Consider the following 21,123-nt stretch of genomic DNA (forward strand, 5'->3'; position numbering starts at 1 on the left):
GATCCCTCGCATTACATCCCTGTCGTATGTGTGACTACTCGTCCTCACCCACCAGGTGATAACAAGGCGCCTTCTCCATGGTGTATTCCCCGGTCTTCGGGTCGCGACGGGAAACGGTCAACACGTGCCAGTTCTCGTCATCCACCTTGAGTGCGTCGCCGCGGTAGTAGTAGCCGGGCCAGCGGGTTTCCTTACGGAACAGGGTATGCTGCATGACGGCCTCGGAGGTGAGAAGACGATGCTTCAGCTCCCATGCACGCAGCAGTTCATGGACATCCTCTGCAGCGATCTTCTCAAGATCCTCTTCCAGAATCTTGAGCTTCTTGAGGCCGATGTGCAGCAGCTTCTCGTTGGTCATGTAGTTGACCGTTACGCCGCCGGCATACTCATCCATCAGCTTCTGCAGGCGATCCAGGCCCTGACGCGGATTGATGTAGTTGGGATTGACCGTACCCGCGGTGATCTCGTTGCGGTAGATACGGTAATGCTCCATCGGCTTGTAGATCTCTTTCCTGCGATCTTCGATCTGCTTCTCGGACACGACGATACCTTCAGCCTTACCGTCGTCGATGTACCTGCAGGCAGCCTTGGCGGCCAGACGGCCTTCGGTGAAGGAACCCGAGGAGAACGCGTGCGGAGTACCGCCGACGGCGTCACCGGCACCGAACAAACCTTCGACCGTGGTCATGCGGTTATAGCCCCAGAAGTACTCCTCCGGAGAGATATCTTCCGGACCTGAGCACCAGGCGCCGCAACCGGTGGCGTGCGAACCCATGACATAGGGCTCGGAGGTCGTCAGTTCCGGGTTCTCGTTCTTCGGATCCACGTCGGTGGCCGCCCAGAGCACTGCCTGACCGACGGTCATACCCAGGAAGTTGTGCCAGCCGATTTCTTCCAGATGCGGGTCCTGGAAGGCTTCCATGGTCACCATGTGAATCGGACCACGACCGGCGTTGACCTCGCTGATCAGCGCATGGTTACGCAGGCAGGTCGGGATCGGGCGGTGGGTCCGGTGAGACGCTTCCGGATCCAGATATTCCTTGCCGACCATCTCCTGCAGCTGCGGCCACCACTTGGATTCGTACTCTTCACCCAGGCAGTTCTGGGTGTAGGTCTTGAGGTGCAGGAAGTAGGCACCCACCGGACCGTAACCGTCCTTGAAGCGAGCCAGTACGATGCGGTTCTCCATCTGGGTCATCTTGGCGCCGGCGCCGATCAGCAGGCCGTAGGCCGAACCCGAGGACCAGGGGGCGTACCAGACACGGCCGGCACCCTCACCGACTGAACGCGGCTTGTAGATGTTGGAGGCGCCACCGGCGGCGACGATAACGGTCTTGGACTTGAACACGTGGTAGTTACCGGTGCGGACGTTGAATCCGACAGCACCAGCGACACGGTTGTCCTTGGACTCGTCCATCAGCAGATGGGTGACGCAGATACGGTTGAACACCTTGTCGGCCGACTTCTTCGCGGCTTCCGCGACGATCGGCTTATAGGACTCACCGTGAATCATGATCTGCCAACGGCCTTCACGCTGATAGGCACCGGTCTTGGGATCGCGCATCAGGGGCAGACCCCACTCTTCGAACTGGTGCACGGCGGAGTCCACGTGACGCGCCATGTCGAACAGCAGATCCTCACGCACCATGCCCATCAGGTCGATGCGCGCATAGCGGACGTGATCTTCCGGGTTGTTCTCCCCGAAACGGGTTCCCATGTAGCAGTTGATGGCGTACAGCCCCTGCGCTACAGCACCGGAACGATCGATGTTCGCCTTCTCGGCGATGACGATCTTCTTGTTCTGTCCCCAGTACCTGGCTTCCCATGCAGCACCGGTACCACCGAGGCCTGCGCCGCAGACCAGGATATCGATATTGTCTTCAACGATTGTTTCGTAAGCCATCAGTAGTACACCCCTGCTTTCATTTTCAGGCCATTTGACTTGAGGGTGTGTATATCACCATCGTCGAGCCGTATGTATTTGGGTTCGTTGAACAGCAGCTGGCTGTCGCGCTGCTCCTGTGTAGGCGCCGACACATCGGCAAGCTGAGGGATACAGGTTCCCCAGGGCTTGGTCGTGATGGGCGCCAGCAGATCGATGTCTTTCTGGCCGTTGCGGAACTTGATGCGCCAGGCGATAACGCCCTTCTCCTCGTCACGCTTCACTCGGACCGAGTGACCCAGCGGGGCGAAGTCTGCATAGCCCCGAACGTCGATTGCCTGATGCGGGCAGGCCTTGACGCAGGAGTAGCACTCCCAGCACATATTGGGTTCGATGTTGTAGGCGCGACGGGTGACCTTGTCGATGTGCATGATGTCTGACGGGCAGATATCGACACAATGACCACAACCGTCACAACGAGTCATATATACAAAAGTTGGCATGAAATACTCCTTACTTTTGAAAATTAATTAGTAGTGACGAGGGGGTTCGCGGTTGATACCGAGCCCCATATTGGGCGGGTTGCTGCCCATGTATTCCGGGATATCAGGATACCGTTTCTGGACGGCGGGATCCGACAGATCATAGTCATCAGGCAGATTCTCACGCGAACCGTCCGCCTTGATGCACTTCTTCTGGTAAGCCGCAGCAGGCTTGAAGAACATGTGCGCGAACTTGGACCAGTAGACGCTGCCGAACAGTACCGTGGCGCTGGCGATGAACAGCACGAAGAACAGCGTATTCACTGCGCCGCCGCCCATGGTGAAGGACCAGAGCAGTGCGAAGGTCGAGGTGGCGAGCAGGCCGACAATGAAGATGTCGCCGCGACCGTTGAAGTTGTACCACTTCACGCCTTCAGAGAAGAGATCGACACGGATGGCGAACCAGAACCAGTAACCGCCGACGGCGAGAGACAGCGCGCCCAGGTGCCACAGCAGCGGCCAGATGCCGGCCTCGGCCGACGTTGCATAGCCGAAGATCAGGACGGCGGTGCTGACGACAAAGACGATGAAACCCCACATGGTGAGCAGGTGCGAGGCACGACGACGGGGATTCTTGAACTCCGACGAGGTCAGGACTTCGCTGGCGACAGTCTGCATCGCGAGCGAGGCCTTCTCGCCTCCGCTCAGGGTGCGCTTGGCACTTTTCTCTGCCTGCTTGGCATTCTCGAAGAAGTACTGGGCACTCTTCTTGTGCATCATGTCAAGAATGGTGCCGACGGCAACCAGAATGACCATCAGGATGACGTACCCCTGCATGATGGAAGGAGAAATAAATGCCGAAACTTGCGCAAGTTCGGCGAAGGGGTTGTTCGCGATCATGGACTCGAGTCTCCTCAGCTTATGTTTCTGTGGCCCGGAGTGTGAATGGATTTAAACGCCATTACAACAAGTTAAGATTTCTGGGACCATAAGTATTTCTGATTACAGGCCCAGCTGTATGTTGTCATCTGCAGGCATTGACGGCCTCGGCCATGCCGATTCCGTAACCCGATGTGATCCGAAAAACGCTGCAGCGACGCTGCGCACGTGCCGTGGAACCATCGCGGCGGTCAGAGAGCGCCCCAAATGATAACTGTTTTCATTTCCTGGTCGGCTGCTCTGCCTGCCGCCGCCTGGCATTCCAGGCAGAAAAGTCCGGATCCGCAAAGTGTAGTCCGCCCCACCTGTATCAGCGAAGGAATCCACACTAAGCCGCGCATTTTAACAGCGACCACGCCGGATGACTATGGGTAAAATCGATCAAAAATAGCATATTAAATTTACTTTGCCCTCCCATGAATTACGATTATGGGAAGTCGGCGCGAACCGCCGGCCTCAGACCCGGCCCTGGACGAAGCGTTCGAGTTCCCGACCGAAGGCCGCCACCTCGTCGAGCAGCGCCTGCTTGCCGGCATCATCTGTCAGTTCGGCGCGCAGCTGATCCAGTTCCTCGCGAAAGCCGCTGAAACTCAGATGCCCCGCCTCGCCCTCCAGCAGACGGGCACGGCAATGCGCCAGCCAACGGTCCTGGTCCTCGGGCCCGAGTGTTTCGGGATAATTGCGGGCACGATAGCGAAACAGCATCTCGCCCAGACGTTCATCGCTGAAGTTCCAGCCCTGACCATCAAGCTGATCGGGTGGCGTCTGGTGGACCCGCTCCATCAGGGCCTTGTCCTTGTCGTCGAAGAAGCCGCCGGCATAGATCATCAGATCGGGATCACTGACAGGCTCGAACTCGCGCGGTTCGAAGATCTTCGCCAGCTTCTTCTGTACCTCCTTACGCGCGTCCAGCAGCCGCTGGCGGTTCCGGCGGCAGGCCATGAGGTCGATGTTGAGCCGTGCCGCGGCCTCGCCGGTCAGGGTCGAGGTGGGTGCGATCACCGGGCACTTGTTCACCAGCAGCTGCTTGAGCGCGGGCCGCTCCACCCCCTCGGGCAGATCCTCGCTGGCGGTATACAGGCGCTCGGTCAGCGTCTTCACTCCATGATCGAGCAGCAGCGAGGGATCCTGCGACAGATCGAATACGATGATGCTGTTCTTGTTCACCGGGTGAGCGGCGACGGGTACCACCATGCGGGTATTGCCGTGGTCGCTGCCGTACATGCCCGAGGTGTGCAGGATAGGTGTCATCTCCTTGAGATCGATGTACTTGAGTACTGCCTGCTTGCGCCGCAGCTGATAGAGAAAGTCATACAGCTTCGGCTGTTTGTTCCGGATCAGCTGCGCCATGGCCAGGGTGGCATGAACATCGGCCAGGGCATCGTGCGCCTGTTCATGGGCGATGCCGTTGGCGACCGTGAGTTCCTCCAGCTTGTAGCTGGGGCGGGCGGCATCCTCGCGTTGCGGCCAGACGATGCCCTCCGGTCGCAGGTCATGACAGGCACGCACCACGTCGATCAGATCCCAGCGCGAGTTGCCGTTCTGCCACTCGCGGCCATAGGGATCGTAGAGGTTCCGGTAGAGGGTATTGCGGGTGACCTCGTCATCGAAGCGCATGGAGTTGTAACCCACGCCGCAGGTGCCGGGCTGCGCGAGTTCGGCCAGGATGCGGGCGATGAACTCCGCCTCGGGCAGGCCCTGCTCCAGTGCCTGCTGCGGGGTGATGCCGGTGATGAGCGAGGAGATCGGGTGCGGCAGGCTGTCCGGTGCCGGCCGGGCGAGAATATTGAGCGGTTCGCCGATGATGTTCAGTTCTTCGTCGGTGCGGATGCCGGCGAACTGCACCGGGCGGTCGCGCCTGGGATCCAGACCGAAGGTTTCGTAATCGTGCCAGTAAAGCGTGTTCTGGGTCATGAAATTGCCTTGAAAAGCCGATGTCCCGGTACGCAGCGGACGGGGTGTTCGTCGGATTGTCATGGGTGCAGGATTATCCATGAAAATCCATGGCAATTACAGACGTGCCGGGGCGCGTCCTGCGCGATACGCTGCAGGCTTGGTAAAGCACTGCAAAACAGCGGCGGACAAGGCGAATCAGACACGTCATCGCCGACCCAAAAGAAACCGGGTGGAGCATAGCGCCCCACCCGGCCCGTGATGATTACTCGAATTGAAACCGGTCAGTCCGGCCACCGGAGCGGCGGCCGGGATGACCGGCCGCGTTTCACCGGGTCCGGAACCGGCGCCAGCCGGCGACGCCCAGCATTGCCGCCAGTATCAGCGGCAGAGTCGGATCGAACCGGCCGTTGACGGCGAGGGTGCAACCGCCACCGCCATTACCGGATGATGATTCATCCTCGGTGATATCCTCCGGGTCGTCCACACGCACGGTGATCAGCGCGGCATTGGAGGTTTTGCCATTGACAGTCACTGTATAGGTGAACCGGTCCAATCCAACGAATCCCGTAGCCGGCGTATAGACTAACTCGTTGTTCTGGACAACCACGCTGCCGGCCAGAGGCTCATCGAGAACCTTCACGTCCGGGGTACCGGTCGGCAGGGTGTCATTGGCCAGCACATCAATGGTTACCGACGTGTCCTTGAAGGTAACCGCCGAGTCATTGGCCGCGACCGGGGCTTCCGGGTCGGGGAATGCGTTCACCCGGACGGCTACCGTTGCCTCGTTGGAGACTACATTGCTTATCGCGCCCCCTCCGCTATCCGTACCGCTGACGGTCACCGTGTACTTGAAGGTAGCAAGCCCGGTGAAGCCCACTGCAGGCGTGAAGTCAATGGTCGGGAATGCACCGCTGGTATTGACCACGGCCGTACCCACGGCAGCATCAGGCGACACTGTAATCTGAACACTGTCAACAGTCACATCACCGCTGTCTTTGATGAGCTCGCCATTGAACACATCATTGGCAAGCACGTCGATGTTCAGGGGAATGGAAGCCGGATCGAAATTGGCATCAGTGGGATCATTTTCGTACATAGTCTCCAGATCATTCAGAGCAGCCGGTTCATCCGTGATCAGGTAACTCAACAGACTCTCAAAGTTGTTTTCTCCAGCATTGTCGATCCAGGCGGGTTCAGCGGTACCCAACTGCCCGGCAAGGCCGGCGGCGTCCACCGAAACACCTGTCACCCGCAGGGTGATGTTGTCGAACTTCGGCTCACCGGCTTCGTCCAGAATGCCGTCGCTGATATAGATGTAGACATCCATATTCTGAGTCGCGAAGTCATCACCGAGGATACTGTCGTAACGGACGGTGTCTCCCTCGGTAGGCTCGAGCCCGAGCAGTTTGCTGGCCCAGCCGGTCAGCTGCGCATCGGGTACGGTTTCGAAGGGGCCGGTCAGTCCGTCAGCACTTCCCGCCAGACCATAGCGCCAATCCGCACCGTCCCACCAGGCTTCAACGGCATCCGATTCAGCTTCCGGGTCGCCGTCATCGTATCGGGCAATAACGTACGGAGCCAGAGAATCAGACAATACGTAACCAAATACACCTTGAGGAATACCACTGCCCACAGCCTGGGTATCAACCATACTGAAATGGTTCAACGTGATCGCGCCATAGGAACCGGAGCCATCAAGCTTCGCATCAGTACCACTGAAGATGAACGGCGTTTTTTCCGGATCACCGCTGGTGGCCTGAGGTGGGAACAAACCGCCAGCCTCATCATCGAAAAAGCCGGGGTCAAAACGCTCACGTGACCCGTCATCGAACAGTTTTGGTGAGTAGGTGGCATATCGGGTAGGGTCCCAGACCTCGATGTCCGGCGCACCGGTTTCACCTTCAAAGAATTCCCTGGGCACGAGATTCCTGAGCTCGAAGGCGATGCCATCCTCGGCGAAATTGAAGCGCTCGAATGCGCTGCCAACACCGTGGCCCACCTCAACATTCACGCCAACCCAGCGCTCATCGGAGTTATTGATGACCTTCTGGATAACGCGGTAGATACGGCCGATGCCATACTCCTCACGAAAGGCCTCCAACGCCTCACCACCATCGTCCTCGGGATCCTTAACGCCCTTGTAGCGGATATCCTTCATGCCAACGTCGAACACCAGATCCACCGGAACATCCGCCTTCCGGATCTCCAGGAAATAGCGCTTGGAGCTGCTTGGCGGATCACTACACAACTTCGGGACAATGGTACCCGGGAAATCAGCGGACTCCCGCTCGCCGGATGCCATGATGCAGTTGTTGGTCGGGAAATCCAGATCGTCCGTGACTACCTGGATACCAGGGGGGCGGCCGCTGCCGTCATCGAGTTCGAAGTAAACCGCTGCGGGACTGTTTATCCAGAGGGTATCCTCGATATCCGCTGCGTCCGGGTCGGCCTGGAAGGCGGTCTCCGCCGCCTCTTTGGCGGCCTGACTGGTGTAGATATGGGTACGGGGGGAAGCACCGGTATAGCCGTCGATGCCGGGCAGGACCGTCAACCGGTTCACCTCATTCCAACCCGTCATCTGCGGCACCGAAACATCGGTGTAGGTTGACGGGGTTGGTTCCTGGGAAACCGCCGCACCGGCGATCAGCCCCGCACAGAGTGCGCCTCCGGCAACAACACTCCATCTGGACATTCCTGCCATGTAACGCTTTACATTAATTTTCCGCCCGCAATTCATTGATTCCTCCGGATTGAAATAAGTTGGCAGAGAGAGGCTGAAATCAGCTTCCATCACATCTAGCTGGATTTCAATGGTCAATATAAAGGTCGTACAAGAACCACAGCCACCCGGTTCCGACTATCCGGCCCAGGATTAAACCTCATGAAGGCAAGATAGATCCCTGTTGCACGACTCACACTTACGTAAATCAATAGATGCACCGATCCCGGACACCATGCAGTGGACAAGGCGGATGGACTCCGCCCTCCTGCCCCGGGCGAGCGGAATGACAGCCTTTCGTCAAGAAAATCAGCGGTCTGCCTTCAGCACTCAGTTCTGTACCTGCTGGGTACTGGCCAGTTGCTCCACCGTCGGCGGCAACATCCGGTACATGGTGCGAAAGCGCTCCACCCGGTCGCCATCACCATGCAGCCCGGCCACGAAACTGGGACGGATGGACTGGTAGAGCACGCGCACCCGGGCGGTGTAGGGACCGACACTGTCCGCCAGCGGGATTCGGTAATGAACTGCGTCGGCGCCGCTGCCGCCAGCGGCGTCCTCGAGGTTGAAGTCGCTGTCGGACACTCCGCCGAGAATGATTTCCGTCCCCGCTGCGGCCTCGCTGCGGCGAAAGCCGCGCGGCGGCAGCCGGTTGTCCTTGAGCAGGCGGTCGGCATACAGCACCCTTGGGTCGTCGATACCAGCACTATCGGGAACCAGGTCCAGCGGGCTGAGGACGGTCGCGCCCACCGCCTCGCCCAGCACCACCTCGCCCACGGCGAAGCGCACGGTCTCGTTGGCAGCATAATTGAATTGCCCAGCGTCATCGGTCACCCCGGCACCAGAGGGGCTGGTGAAACCAAGTCCCGAGACGGCCGAATCGATGAAGGTGCCGACGTGCAGGTCGGCATCGGGCGACGTCCCTCCGCTGGAGGCGTCATCGCCGCCGCCTCCACCGCACGCAGCCAACTGGAGCAGGAGAAGAACAAACATCCCGGCAGAACCGATCCGACGGGTGTGTGAATACATTTTCGTGTTACCTGCAAATCCTTATCAGAAAACGATGATGCATCCCGCCTGCTTCACTTGTCCGGAATCATCCCCGATATGAGGATTGTAAGGATTCCCAGACCGAAAAAGGTTGCGATATATCAATTCCCCTTCCGATCAGGAAGGCAAAAAAGCCGAAACATTGTCCTGCGCAGCTGCACTCAAGCTGCTTTCCATAGGCCAGCATCTATCCTTGAAACAGCTTCGAGCCAGAAAACTCAATCGATCGTTCGTGACAAGATTGAGAAATACCTGCTGCGGGGTGATGCCGGTGATGAGCGAGGAGATCGGGTGCGGCAGGCTGTCCGGTGCCGGCCGGGCGAGAATATTGAGCGGTTCGCCGATGATGTTCAGTTCTTCGTCGGTGCGGATGCCGGCGAACTGCACCGGGCGGTCGCGCCTGGGATCCAGACCGAAGGTTTCGTAGTCGTGCCAGTAGAGGGTGTTCTGAGTCATGAAACTGCCTTGATGAAAGCCGGGGCGACCTTAGCACGGCGCCGGATCGGGGAACCAGTCTGTGCGGACAGACGTATCCGGCCCATTATCCACAAAAGCAGTGTGCATTGCAGGCCGCATTCTGGCCTGCCGCCGGCACAGCGGTTAGGATGGATAAACACCATGAATAACATGATGACAAGATTCACCACAGCATGCGTGTCGCTGTGCCTGCTGACGGCCGCATCCCATGCTGTTGCTCCAGCCGCCGAATCCCAGACCCCTCCCCCACTGACCGAAACCGTCGAGGTCACGCCGCCCTGGGTGGTGCCCCTGCAGTTCGCACTGGGACTGCTGCTGGCCGCAATCTTCCTGGCCGTATATCTGCGTACCCTGCGCAGCGAACGCACCCTGCTCGCGGCCCGGCTCAGGACCCGCACCCGGGAACTGGAGGAACGCGGCCGACAGTACCAGGCCCTGTTCGACAATGCCGCCGTATCGGTCATGGTCCATGATCCGGACAGCATGGAAGTCCTGCAGGCCAGTGAAAAGGCCCTGGCCAGCTACGGCGTGGACAGTGTCGAGGCGCTGAACCATGCGGCCTTCGTGAGCCGCGCCATCTGGTCGGAACCGCCCTATTCGCTGCAGGAGGCCAGGGAACTGTTCCAGCGCACACGCGAGGCAGGGCCGCAGCGCTTCGAATGGCGTACCCGGCGCCTCGACGGCAGCGAGATCTGGGAAGACGTCTTTCTGCGGCTGGTGCCGGTGGGCGGCCGCGAGCGGATTGTCTCCACCGCGGTCGATATCACGGCCCGCAAACGGGCCGAGGCGAAGCTGGTGCGGCAATTGGAAATGGAGGGACAGGTACGCGAAATCTCGCTCCGGCTGCTCAACTGCGGCGTGGGAGGCACCGGTGACGGTATTACCAACGCCATCACCCGGCTGGGCGAGAATATGGCAGCCAGCCGCTGCAGCCTGCTGGATTACAGTGACGAGACCGGCGGCTTCAATCTGTTTCTGCAGTGGTGCGCCCCCGGCACTGGGCCACTGGAGGCCGACTTCCATATCCCGGCCGTGGTGGTCGCGCCCTATCAGACCCGGCTCATTCGCGGCGAGGCCGTGATCGTCAGCCGCGACCGGGCCGGCAGGGACAGCATCGAATACTCGCTGCTGGAGGCCGGCGGCGCGCAATCGGTGCTGTGCCTGCCCATACTGCGAGACGGTACGCTGGAAGGCATACTGATCCTGTCCTTCCCCGAACCGCGGCCGAGCCTGCGACCCGCCGAGATCAGACCGCTGCAGGTGAGCGCGGATCTCATCGGCGCAGCGCTGGCGCGCAAGCGCCTGGCCGGGGAACTGGAGCATCAGGCCAGTCACGACGTACTGACCGGCCTGAACAACCGGCGCAAGTTCGAGGAACTGCTGCTCCAGGAGATCGAGCGCACCAACCGTTACCAGCGGCCCTTTGCCGTGATCATGTTCGATATCGATCACTTCAAGCGCATCAACGACCGCCACGGCCATGATGTCGGCGACGCCGTGCTGAGCGAACTGGCCGCCATCGTCAGGGAGCAGGTCCGGGACACCGACATCCCGGCACGCTGGGGCGGTGAGGAGTTCATCGTCCTGTTGCCCGAAACCGGGATCGAGGGCGCGGGCCGGGCCGCAGAGGGACTGCGACGACGCATCGCCGGAACACTGTTCACCGGCGCCGGCCGCGTCACCATCAGCCTCGGGGTCACCCAGTACCAGCCCGGCGACAGCCTCGACAGCCTGGTCAAGCGCGCCGACGAGGCGCTGTACAGGGCCAAGGGGGAAGGGCGGAATCGCGTGGTAGTGACTTAGCTGTCATCGCGAGCACCCAAAGGGCATAAACGCAGCGTGGCAATCCCACACCACAGTATCAGCCGGCAGGAGATTGCCGCGTCACTTCGTTCCTCGCAATGACGGGCGTGCTTGCGCAGGTAACTGTCATCCCCCCCTTGGCCCTTACTGAATGAGAACGCAGGTTAGACGACACTCAGGGTTGTCGGAAGAGATTGCCGCCCGACGTGCACCGCACACTCAAGGCAGTTGCTGTTCCATGTCCGCCAGCGCCTCCACCGGGGGCGGCCGCATTCTGTACATCGTGCGGAAGCGCTCCACCCGGTCGCCGTCACCGTGCAGACCCGCCACGAAGCTGGGGCGGATGGACTGGTAGAGCACGCGCACCTGTGCGGTATAGGGGCCCGTGGTGGTGCCCAGCGGGATACGGTAATGGACTGTGTCGGCACCGCTGCCGCCCGCGGCGTCCTCGAGGTTGAAGTCGCTGTCGGATATCCCGCCGAGAATGATTTCCGTGCCCGCCGCGGCCTCGCTGCGACGGAAGCCCCGCGGCGGCAGCCGGTTGTCCTTGAGCAGGCGGTCGGCATACAGCAGTACATGATTGACATGGCCGTTGGTGTCGCCCAGCACGGCTTCGTATACCGCCACCTGCGCCGGGTCGGTGATGACATCGCGGTGCGGTTCGAAGCAGCCGGCATTGCTGAATCCCGCCGGCTTGATCACCGCCTGGCACTCCGCTCCGGTGGCCTCGGCATCGATGGCCAGACGCCCGTCGGCTCCGGGCCGCCCGGACTCGAAGATGACATCGCCGTTGCCATCCTCCACCGTCACATGCAGCCACATCCGGCGGCTGGGATAGGCCGTCGGGAGCTTGTGGCCGCTGAGGTTGACCAGCTCCACGTCCAGCACCAGCGTCCCGGCCACATCCTCCATCCGGGCAATGGTGGCACTGAGGCTTTCCTGCTGCAGGAAGGCGCGGGTCGCGGCGATCTTGTCCTCGAACCCCGCCACGCTGGTGCTGCCCTCGATGCCCAGCACCTCGCGGAAGGCCAGGAGCATTTCCAGCATGTGGGTGTTGCCGCCGAAAAAGCGGTGGCGGTAGTAGGGGCTGCGTTCGTCTAGGTTGGTCGGCCGCGTGGCGATGGCGGTCTCGTAGTTGTCCGGCGGCGGCATGTGGCAGTCCTGGCACTCGCGCCGGCTGGCGGCATCGCGGCGGAACACGCTGTTTTCCCATTCCTGATAGGGCGACTGCTCCAGGAATTCGCGTGCCGGTTCCGCCGGTGCGCCGGTCTCGACATCCATCACCGGTGTACGCACGGTATGGCAGGTGGCGCAGTGGCCGGAGTCGGTCATCTGGTGTCCATACTGCGGTGTGTAATTGACCTGGTTCTGCATCGGCGCCTGGCGCACATTGTCGAAGGGGCCGTAGATGATGCGGCTGTCGCCGATCTGGTAGTTGCCGCTGAAGGCATCCGCGCCCACCACGGGTTGCCCCTGCGTATCCACTGCGGTCGCCCTGACCTGGTGGCACAGGGTGCAACTGACCCCTTCCCGGGCATGCGGGTCGGACCGGGCCTGGGAAAGGCGATACAACCCGTCCGGGTCCAGCCCGGTATCGGTCTTGCGCGCATGGCTGCGGCCCATGGGCGTATGGCAGGTCAGGCAGCGATCCTCGATCAGGCCGGCAAAGGCCGGGAATTCGTGTTCGGCCTCCTCCTGCAACACCGCTTGGAAATAGGGGTCGTCGAAGCTGTGCGCCATCATGCTGTGGCGCCAGTCGGTAAAGGGACTAATATCCTCGCCCTGGGGATCCCCGGCGGGCAGGCGCAACGGTGCCTCGCCGGCACGGGCCTCGTGGCACTGGGCACAACGCTGCGCTCCGGTGAAGACGCCGGCGGTACCCCAGTTCGGGTTGAAGGCGGAGTCATGCGCCATCAGTGTGGTCAGGCTGGCGCTCAGGTGGACCCCGGCCGTGGCGGGGTCGACGTAGCTCAGCCCTTCCGCCGCGGCCGCGGCCTGCAGTGCCTGCGCGAAGGCAACCGGATCTTCGAGTTGCGCCAGTTCCAGTTCTTCCACTCCCAGTTCATCGCATAACCGCCCGGCCAGAGGCGCATGCACCTGGATACCGTTGTCGGGATTGGCGTCACTGTCCGCCGTCTGCAGGAAACTGGCTATTGCCAGGACCCGTGGGTCGTTGATGCCACCACTGTCGGGAACCAGGTCCAGCGGGTTGAGCACGGCCGCGCCCCTCGCCTCGCCCAGCACCACCTCACCCACGGCAAAACGCACGGTCTCGCCGGCCGCATAACTGAATTGTCCATCATCATCGGTCAGCCCGTTGCCGGAGGGACTGATGAAACCAAGCCCCGAGACGGCCGAATCGATGAAGGTGCCGAGGTGCAGATCGGCATCAGGTGTCATCCCGCCGCTGGAGGCGTCATCGCCGCCACCACCGCACGCAGTCAACTGGAGCAGGAGAAGAACAAGCAGCCCGGCAGTGCCGATCCGACTGGTGTGCGAATACATTATCGTGCTACCTGCAAATCCCTATCAGAAAACCAATGATGCATCCCGCCTGTTTCACTTATGCGGAATCACCCTCGATATGAGCATTGTAAAGATTTCCAGACCGAAAAAGGTTGTGATATATCAATTTTCCCTGTGGATCAGAAATGTCAAAAAGCCGAAACATCTTCCTGCATGACTGGCCTCGAACCGTTTCCCATAGACCAGCATCTATCCTTAGAAGCAGCTTCGATAAAGCAAACTCATTCAGTCGTTCAAAACCAAATTGAAAAACAGATTCAAGAATTGATATAGCGCAGTTACAGTCGCTGAAATTCTGTTATATCTGTTTGCGCACATCACTACACCAACGCTAGGAGCGTTTCAGCATGGCACACAGAAAAACCACCCTGACCCTGGCCGTCAGCGCAGTGCTGGCCACCACGGCCGCTTATGCCCTGACCCAGCTGGCCGTCGAAGATCCGATCACCATTTCCAGCGCCGAACCCGCCGGTCCGGGTGCCGCGCTGGGCACCGGCGCCAACAAGTCGAAGCTGTTCCGCCACCGCAACGGCATGCTGGTCGCCGTCTACGGCGATTACGTCAGCCCGCCGGGTGGGGTCCTGGAGGCCGACTTCCAGGTCTACGACCTCAAGGCCCAGGACGAGCGCCCGCCCCGCGACCTGTTCGTGCGCACCTGCGACAGCCTCGCCAACTCCTGTCTGGAGGACGCGCACTGGACCGCCCCGGTCAACATCTCCCAGTCCGCCACCCAGACCAGCATCAGTACCAACTGGCGCGGCAACGGCCCTGAAGCCTTCTATGGCGATGCGGAGAAGCCCAACGGCTTCATCAACCCCAATGGGGTGACCGTAGTCAGCTGGGTCAGCCACTACTGCCCCGGCGGTGACCAGCGCGCCCGGCTCTACATCGAGCGCGACAGTCGCATCATCCCCTTCACCTGCACCTGGGTCGCTCATTCCGAAGACTATGGCCAGACCTGGCAGCCCGCCGTCCAGCTCAGTACGGGTGAGCGCGCTGCCAAGCAGGACGTGAACCGCGGCACCACGGCCTTCTGGGCCGTCACCTGGCAGGAGGATCCCACCGGCCTCGAGCTCGGTGAGGCGGAAGGCCCCGGTGACGGCGCCTCCGGCGCCAATGTCAGCGGCGGCACCGACATCTGGTACAGCTGGACCACGGTCACCGGCGGCACGACCCTCGGGGCCTGGAACGCCCCGGTGCGGGTCACGGACAACCACGACGGCACCAGCTTCGGCACCGAGGGCAGCCTGCCCATCGTCTTTGATGGCGCCAACACGCCCGTGGACGACGGCCTGATCGAGAAAGGCCAGGCCGGTGCCTCGCGCTCCAATCTGGGCTCGGTCGGCAGCGCGGTGATCATGGGCTGGGAGGAGACCAAGGGCTCTCAGGGCCTGGATGAAGGCAAGTTCATCCGCTACCTGACCTTCCCCGCCACCACGCCGCCGACGGGCGAGGCGGGCTGCATCCTGAGCGATCCCACCAAGAACGCCCGGCGGGTACGCTTCGTCACCCAGAGCCCGACGGATGCGGGCGCGGGCGGCATGCAGATCGGCATCTTCTGGAAGGAAGGCATTAACACCCAGGGCGGTCCGTCGGACATCATGTTCCGCCGCGGCATCGACGGTATTGCTCCGGCCAACATGCAGCCGGCTGTATCTCCCGGCTGCGCGGTGTCCGACTACGCCACCACCCAGACCCTGTTCGACAACGGGCATGTCCGGGCGGAGAACATTTCCAGCCAGACCAAGGATGTCGCCGCCGGCAGCCACGACAATCTGCTGGATGACACCGAAGACCAGTTCACCGAGAACGCCCTGGCCCATCGCGGCCTGCTGCGCGGCAACAGTCTCTGGCTGGGCTACAATTATACGGAGAACCTAGCGCTGCTGACCTATCTCAACATGGACAACTACAACTTCTGGATCCGCAAGTTCAGTTGGGACAGCACGGCAGGTGCCGGGACCTGGTCGGCCCCGCAGCAGATCAGTCAGATCACCGACACCGAGGTCATCGCGCGCGAGCCGCGCCTGGTCGGCACTCCGCCGGATGGAGACAGCTGCGCCACCGAAGCGACCGAGTGCCGCAACAGCGATGTCTTCTATGTCGCCTGGGGCTCACAGACCAACGTCTCGCCGTGGGCACCCGAGGAGCCGGAGGAACTGGGCCTGTCCATCACCCGTACCACGGATGGCGGCGCCACCTTCGAGCCGGTGACACAACTGTCCGTGGCGCAGGGCCTGTTCGGCGGGCCGCTGGTGGACGAGGAGACCGAAAGCGCCTTCGAGTCCCAGCTGCAGGTGCGGCCAGACGGCAACAAGCTGTATGGGGTCTGGAACCAGATCGTGAGCGATACCGAGACTCTGGCCAAGTTCACCACGGCCGTACCGACAGAGGTCGATAATGCAGAGCCGGCCCCCGCGCCTTCCAGCGGCGGCGGTGGTGGCGGCTGCACCCTGGCCGGGACCGGAACCGGGTTCGACCCGCTGCTGCCCGGCGTGGCCCTGGCGGGACTGGTCTGGCTCGGACTGCGCCGTCGCGCTGCACACTCCGGCTGACACGGCAGTTCCGGCAAACAAAAAGGCGCCACCTCAGGGTGGCGCCTTTTTCATGGTCGATGGCTTTCCGGCCGGAGCCCAGACCCCGTCAACTCCCGCTCAGGCCGTCGATCACGGCATTGAGGGTGGCACTCGGCCGCATCACCTGCGCAGTCCTTTCCCGGTCCGGATGGTAGTAACCTCCCAGATCCGCCGGCGTTCCCTGCACTGCGTTCAGCTCATCGAGAATCGTCTGCTCGGCTTCCTGCAGCCGCTGCGCCACCGGCGAAAAGATTTTCTTCAGTCCTGCATCCTCGTCCTGCGCTGCCAGCGCCCGGGCCCAGTACAGGGTCAGGTAATAATGACTGGCCCGGGTGTCCGGTTCGCCGACCTTGCGCGAGGGCGACTTGTTGTTGTTGAGGTAATCGCTGTTGGCCTGATGCAGGGCCCGGGCGATCACACCGGCGCGGGCGTTGTCCTGCTTGCGGCCGTACTCCTCCAGCGCCACCGCCAGGGCCAGGAACTCGCCCAGCGAATCCCAGCGCAGGTGATTCTGCTCGAGCAGTTGCTGCACGTGCTTGGGCGCAGAGCCGCCGGCGCCGGTCTCGTACAGGCCGCCGCCGGCCAGCAGCGGCACGATGGAAAGCATCTTGGCGCTGGTGCCCAACTCCAGGATGGGGAAAAGGTCGGTGAGATAGTCGCGCAGCACGTTGCCGGTGACCGAGATGGTGTCCTCGCCGCGCCGCATCCGCTCCAGGGTGTAGCGGGTGGCCTCGGCCGGCGTCATGATGCGGATCTCCAGCCCGTCGGTGTCGTGCTCCTGAAGATACGCCTCGACCCTGGCGATCAGGTTGGCGTCGTGGGCGCGCTCCGGGTCCAGCCAGAACACCGCCGGTTGCCCGGTGAGCCGGGCGCGGGTCACGGCCAGCTTGACCCAGTCGCGGATGGGCAGGTCCTTCGTCTGGCACATGCGCCAGATGTCGCCGGCCTCGACCGCATGCTCGAGCAGCACCCTGCCCTGCGTATCGATCACACGCACCGTGCCGGCGGCCGGGATCTCGAAGGTCTTGTCATGCGAGCCGTACTCCTCGGCCTTCTGCGCCATCAGGCCCACATTGCTGACACTGCCCATGGTGGCGGGATCGAAGGCGCCGTGCTGTTTGCAGAAGTCGATGGTGGCCTGGTAGACGCCGGCATAGTTGCGGTCCGGGATCATGGCCAGGGTGTCATGCTGACCGTCGTCCGGTCCCCACATCTTCCCGCCGGCGCGGATGGCCGCGGGCATGGAGGCATCGATGATGACGTCGCTGGGCACATGCAGGTTGGTGATGCCGCGACTGGAATCGACCATGGCCAGCTCGGGCCGGCTTTCATACACCTCCTGGATGTCGTCCTCGACGGCCTGGCGCTGGTCTTCAGGCAGTTCCTGCAGTCGGGTATACAGGTCCGCCATGCCGTAGCGTGGATCGACGCCGAGCTGTTTGAAGGTGTCGGCGTGCTTATTGAAGACTTCCCTGAAATAAACGCTCACAGCGTGACCGAAGATGATGGGATCGGAAACCTTCATCATGGTGGCCTTGAGATGCAGCGACAGCAGCACGCCGTCCCGTTTCGCCTGTTCGGTAGCCTGTTCGAAGAACTCACGCAGGGTGCCACAGTTCATGACCGAGGCGTCGATGACCTCGCCCGCGCCCACTGCGACCTTCTCCTTCAGCAGCTGCGTGCCGCCGTCTTCTGCCACCAGTTCGATCTTCACCCCGCCGGCGGTGTCGATGACCGCGGACTGTTCGCTGCCGTGGAAATCCCCACTCTCCATCGAGGCCACGCGGGTCTTCGAGTCCGCGGACCATTCGCCCATGCGGTGCGGATGGCGGCGCGCATATTCCTTCACCGCCCCGGCCACACGCCGGTCCGAGTTGCCCTCGCGCAGCACCGGATTGACCGCGCTGCCCAGCACCTTCGCGTAACGGGCCTTGATCTGCTCCTCCTCCGCCGTGGCCGGCTCGTGGGGATAGTCCGGCAGCTCAAAGCCCTGCGCCTGCAGTTCGCGGATGGCGGCATTGAGCTGGGGGATGGAGGCACTGATGTTGGGCAGCTTGATGATGCTGGCTTCCGGCGTCTTTGCCAGTTCGCCCAGTTCGGCCAGGGCATCGGGACGGCGCTGGGTCTCGGTCAGCCGCTCGGGGAAGGCGGCGATGATGCGTCCGGCCAGCGAAATATCGCGGGTCTCGACCCGGATGCCGGCCGCCGATGTGAAGGCCTGCACCATGGGCAGGAAGGAATGGGTCGCCAGGGCCGGGGCTTCGTCGGTCTCGGTGTAGATGATGCTGGGATCGGACATTGAGGGCATTCCTGATTACGGGTGAATGGTGGGGCGGACCCGGTGCAGCGCGCATTATATTTCAGCCTCGGTGGGTGCACTAGCCCGGATGGAGTTGTCGCCGAGACGGCAGCTGTTATGATGCAGCCTGGACTGCAGACACCGTCATTCCCGCGCAGGCGGGAATCCATTAGCCGCCGTGGTTGCTGGATCCCCGCCTACGCGGGGATGACGCCCTTGAGTGACCCTGTATGACTACCCCCCTGCTCGCCGTCATCGCCGGTTTCGCCCTGCTGATCTGGAGCGCCGATCGCTTCGTCGCCGGCGCCGCGGCCCTGGCCCGGCACTTCGGCATGCCGGCGCTGCTGATCGGCATGGTGGTGGTCGGCTTCGGCACCTCGGCTCCGGAGATGGTCGTCTCGGGCCTGGCCGCGGCCCAGGGCAATCCGGGCATCGCGCTCGGCAATGCCTACGGTTCCAACATCACCAACATCGCGCTGATCCTCGGCATCACCGCCCTGCTCAGTCCCATCGCCGTACATTCGCAGGTGCTGCGCAAGGAGCTGCCGCTGCTCGCCGCCGTGACCGCCCTGGCCGCCTGGCAGCTTCATGACGGCAGCGTAAGCCGGACGGACGCCCTGGGCCTGCTGGCGGTGTTCGTCCTCATCATGGGCTGGAGCATCCGCCAGGGGCTGCGCGGGCGCAGCGACGCGCTGGGTGCTGAAATGGATCAGGAACTGGCCGCCCATCCCATGCCCCTGTCACGGGCGTTGCTGTGGCTGGGCCTCGGCCTGCTGGTGCTGATCGCCAGTTCCCGCCTGCTGGTCTGGGGCGCAGTGACCATCGCCCAGCAGCTCGGCGTGAGCGATCTCGTCATCGGCCTGACGGTAGTCGCCATCGGCACCTCGCTGCCGGAGCTGGCCTCCTCCATCATCGCGGCGCGCAAGGGCGAGCATGACCTGGCACTGGGCAACATCATCGGCTCCAACCTGTTCAACACCCTGGCCGTGGTCGGCATCGCCGGCGCCATCGCCCCGCTGGCGGCCGGACCGGAGGTGTTTTCCCGCGACATGCTCGTGATGGGTGCCCTGACGCTGTCGTTGTTCGTGTTCGGCTACGGTTTCCGGGGGCCGGGCCGGATCAACCGCTTCGAAGGCGGCGTCCTGCTGGCCTGTTATATTGGGTATACCGGCTGGCTGGCGTATGGTCTGCTGTAGCGCCAATGATGGGTTGCGCTTCGCTCCACCCATCCTACCGAATCAGGATTGTAGGATGGGTGAAGGCGCATGGCGCCGCAACCCATCGGGTCAGTCGCGCGACGAGTCAAAGATTGGGTTGCGCTTCGCTCCATCCATCCTACGGGAGCCCGGCAGGTCGGGGCAGCCCGCAGGGCGCAACCCGACCTGCATCGCTTCAGGCCGGATAAACCCGGGACACCGATGTTCGAATCCCTGACCATCAGCATCATTGCCTTCAGCGCCGCCGCCCTGGTCATCGTCACCGCCGGCAGCCGGCTGGCGCGGGTAGCCGACGAGCTGGCCGACCGCACCGGTCTCGGCGAGGCCCTGTTCGGCATCTTCCTGCTCGCGGGCGTGACCTCGCTGCCTGACTTCGCCGCCACCCTGAGCGCGGCGCTGGACGCCCGGCCCGACCTGGCCATGAGCAATGTCATGGGCAGCATGGCGGTGAATCTGGTGTTTCTCGGCATTGCGGACGTGGTCTACCGCAAGGCCAACCTGGAACACGCGGCCGCCTCCCCCACCACCCTGATGCTGGCGGCACTGCTGATCGTGCTGCTGACCCTGCCGCTGCTCGCGATCGCCACGCCACCGGTGGCCCTGGGCGGTGTGCATCCGGTCACCCCCATTATCGTGGCCGCCTACCTGTTCGGCCTGCATCTGGTCATGCGGTCAGAGGAACGTCCCATGTGGTTCCCGCGGCACACCCGCCAGACCGTGCCGGACAAACCGGTACATCACCGCCGCGGCGGACTGAGCCTGGCCTGGCTCAGCTTCATCGTCCTGGCCGCGGTGACCGGCCTGGCCGGCTGGGTCCTGATGGAGGCCGCCAAGGTCATCAGCGATCAGTCCGGGTTGTCCGAAACCCTGGTCGGCGGCCTGTTCACCGCGGTGGCCACCTCCACGCCCGAACTGGTCACCACCATCGCGGCCATCCGGGCCGGCGCGCTCACGCTGGCGGTAAGCAACATCTTCGGTACCAACTGCTTCAACATGCTGGTCGTGGCCGCCGCCGACGCGGGCTACCCCGGCGGGCCCATCTATCACGACATGGCGCCGGTGCAGATGACCTGGGGCCTGGTCAGCATCCTGATGACCGGCATTCTGCTGCTGGGGCTGGTGCGGCGCGAGACCTATGGCATCGGCCGGATCGGCTTCGAGAGTGCGCTGATCCTGACCATTTACGCAGCTGCGCTGGCGATCATCATCGCGGGTGGCTGAACACCCCCGGAACAAGCGGCATCTGCACCAGCCGGC

12 protein-coding genes and 1 pseudogene are annotated in these 21,123 nt (G+C 62.4%); 4 read left to right on the forward strand and 9 right to left on the reverse strand.

Going from position 1 to position 21,123, the window contains the following annotated elements; translation table 11 throughout:
* Positions 1-34 precede the first annotated feature (34 nt).
* The 7 genes and pseudogenes from aprA to COW1_RS16975 all read right to left on the reverse strand — a co-directional run.
* Entirely contained in the window at positions 35-1,903 is a 1,869-nt protein-coding gene (gene aprA / locus COW1_RS04950) for an adenylyl-sulfate reductase subunit alpha (protein WP_096366183.1), read from the reverse strand.
* On the reverse strand, positions 1,903-2,385 hold the full coding sequence (gene aprB / locus COW1_RS04955; RefSeq protein WP_096366182.1) for an adenylyl-sulfate reductase subunit beta: 483 nt from the start codon (positions 2,383-2,385) through the stop codon (positions 1,903-1,905). The genes aprA and aprB overlap by 1 nt, the downstream gene beginning before the upstream one ends.
* 27 nt (positions 2,386-2,412) lie before the next feature.
* Positions 2,413-3,201, reverse strand: a complete 789-nt coding sequence (locus tag COW1_RS04960) for an adenylyl-sulfate reductase (RefSeq protein WP_096366181.1) — start codon at positions 3,199-3,201, stop codon at positions 2,413-2,415.
* 558 nt (positions 3,202-3,759) lie between these two features.
* Entirely contained in the window at positions 3,760-5,217 is a 1,458-nt protein-coding gene (gene sbcB, locus COW1_RS04965; RefSeq protein ID WP_096366180.1) for an exodeoxyribonuclease I, read from the reverse strand.
* 307 nt (positions 5,218-5,524) lie between these two features.
* Positions 5,525-8,017, reverse strand: coding sequence for a choice-of-anchor F family protein (locus tag COW1_RS04970; RefSeq protein ID WP_201345604.1), 2,493 nt, complete (start codon positions 8,015-8,017; stop codon positions 5,525-5,527).
* A 231-nt stretch (positions 8,018-8,248) separates the two neighbouring features.
* Entirely contained in the window at positions 8,249-8,911 is a 663-nt protein-coding gene (locus tag COW1_RS04975) for a hypothetical protein (RefSeq protein WP_201345605.1), read from the reverse strand.
* A gap of 309 nt (positions 8,912-9,220) precedes the next feature.
* Positions 9,221-9,424: pseudogene (locus tag COW1_RS16975) on the reverse strand (exonuclease domain-containing protein); the annotation flags it as partial.
* A gap of 171 nt (positions 9,425-9,595) precedes the next feature.
* Here COW1_RS16975 and COW1_RS04985 point away from each other — a divergent pair.
* Positions 9,596-11,248 (forward strand): diguanylate cyclase, encoded by a 1,653-nt coding sequence (locus COW1_RS04985; RefSeq protein WP_201345607.1) that lies wholly within the window; start codon positions 9,596-9,598, stop codon positions 11,246-11,248.
* 219 nt (positions 11,249-11,467) lie between these two features.
* Here COW1_RS04985 and COW1_RS04990 read toward each other — a convergent pair whose 3' ends face one another.
* Entirely contained in the window at positions 11,468-13,753 is a 2,286-nt protein-coding gene (locus COW1_RS04990) for a hypothetical protein (RefSeq protein ID WP_201345608.1), read from the reverse strand.
* 368 nt (positions 13,754-14,121) lie between these two features.
* Between COW1_RS04990 and COW1_RS04995 the strand changes: the two genes are divergently transcribed.
* Positions 14,122-16,329 (forward strand): choice-of-anchor O protein, encoded by a 2,208-nt coding sequence (locus COW1_RS04995; protein WP_201345609.1) that lies wholly within the window; start codon positions 14,122-14,124, stop codon positions 16,327-16,329.
* Between the two features lie 88 nt (positions 16,330-16,417).
* Here the strand turns inward: COW1_RS04995 and COW1_RS05000 are convergent, their stop codons facing one another.
* Complete coding sequence (locus COW1_RS05000) at positions 16,418-18,658, reverse strand: NADP-dependent isocitrate dehydrogenase (RefSeq protein ID WP_370590886.1); 2,241 nt, start codon at positions 18,656-18,658, stop codon at positions 16,418-16,420.
* 221 nt (positions 18,659-18,879) lie between these two features.
* Here COW1_RS05000 and COW1_RS05005 point away from each other — a divergent pair, with 221 nt between their 5' ends.
* Both COW1_RS05005 and COW1_RS05010 read left to right on the forward strand, forming a co-directional pair.
* Positions 18,880-19,845, forward strand: a complete 966-nt coding sequence (locus COW1_RS05005; RefSeq protein WP_201345611.1) for a calcium/sodium antiporter — start codon at positions 18,880-18,882, stop codon at positions 19,843-19,845.
* Between the two features lie 222 nt (positions 19,846-20,067).
* A complete protein-coding gene (locus COW1_RS05010) occupies positions 20,068-21,087 on the forward strand; it encodes a sodium:calcium antiporter (protein ID WP_201345612.1) in 1,020 nt (339 codons plus the stop codon).
* Positions 21,088-21,123: the final 36 nt, after the last annotated feature.

This window comes from Thiohalobacter sp. COW1, from assembly GCF_016629505.1.
In the GTDB taxonomy this organism is placed as follows: Bacteria; Pseudomonadota; Gammaproteobacteria; order Thiohalobacterales; family Thiohalobacteraceae; genus Thiohalobacter; species Thiohalobacter thiocyanaticus_A.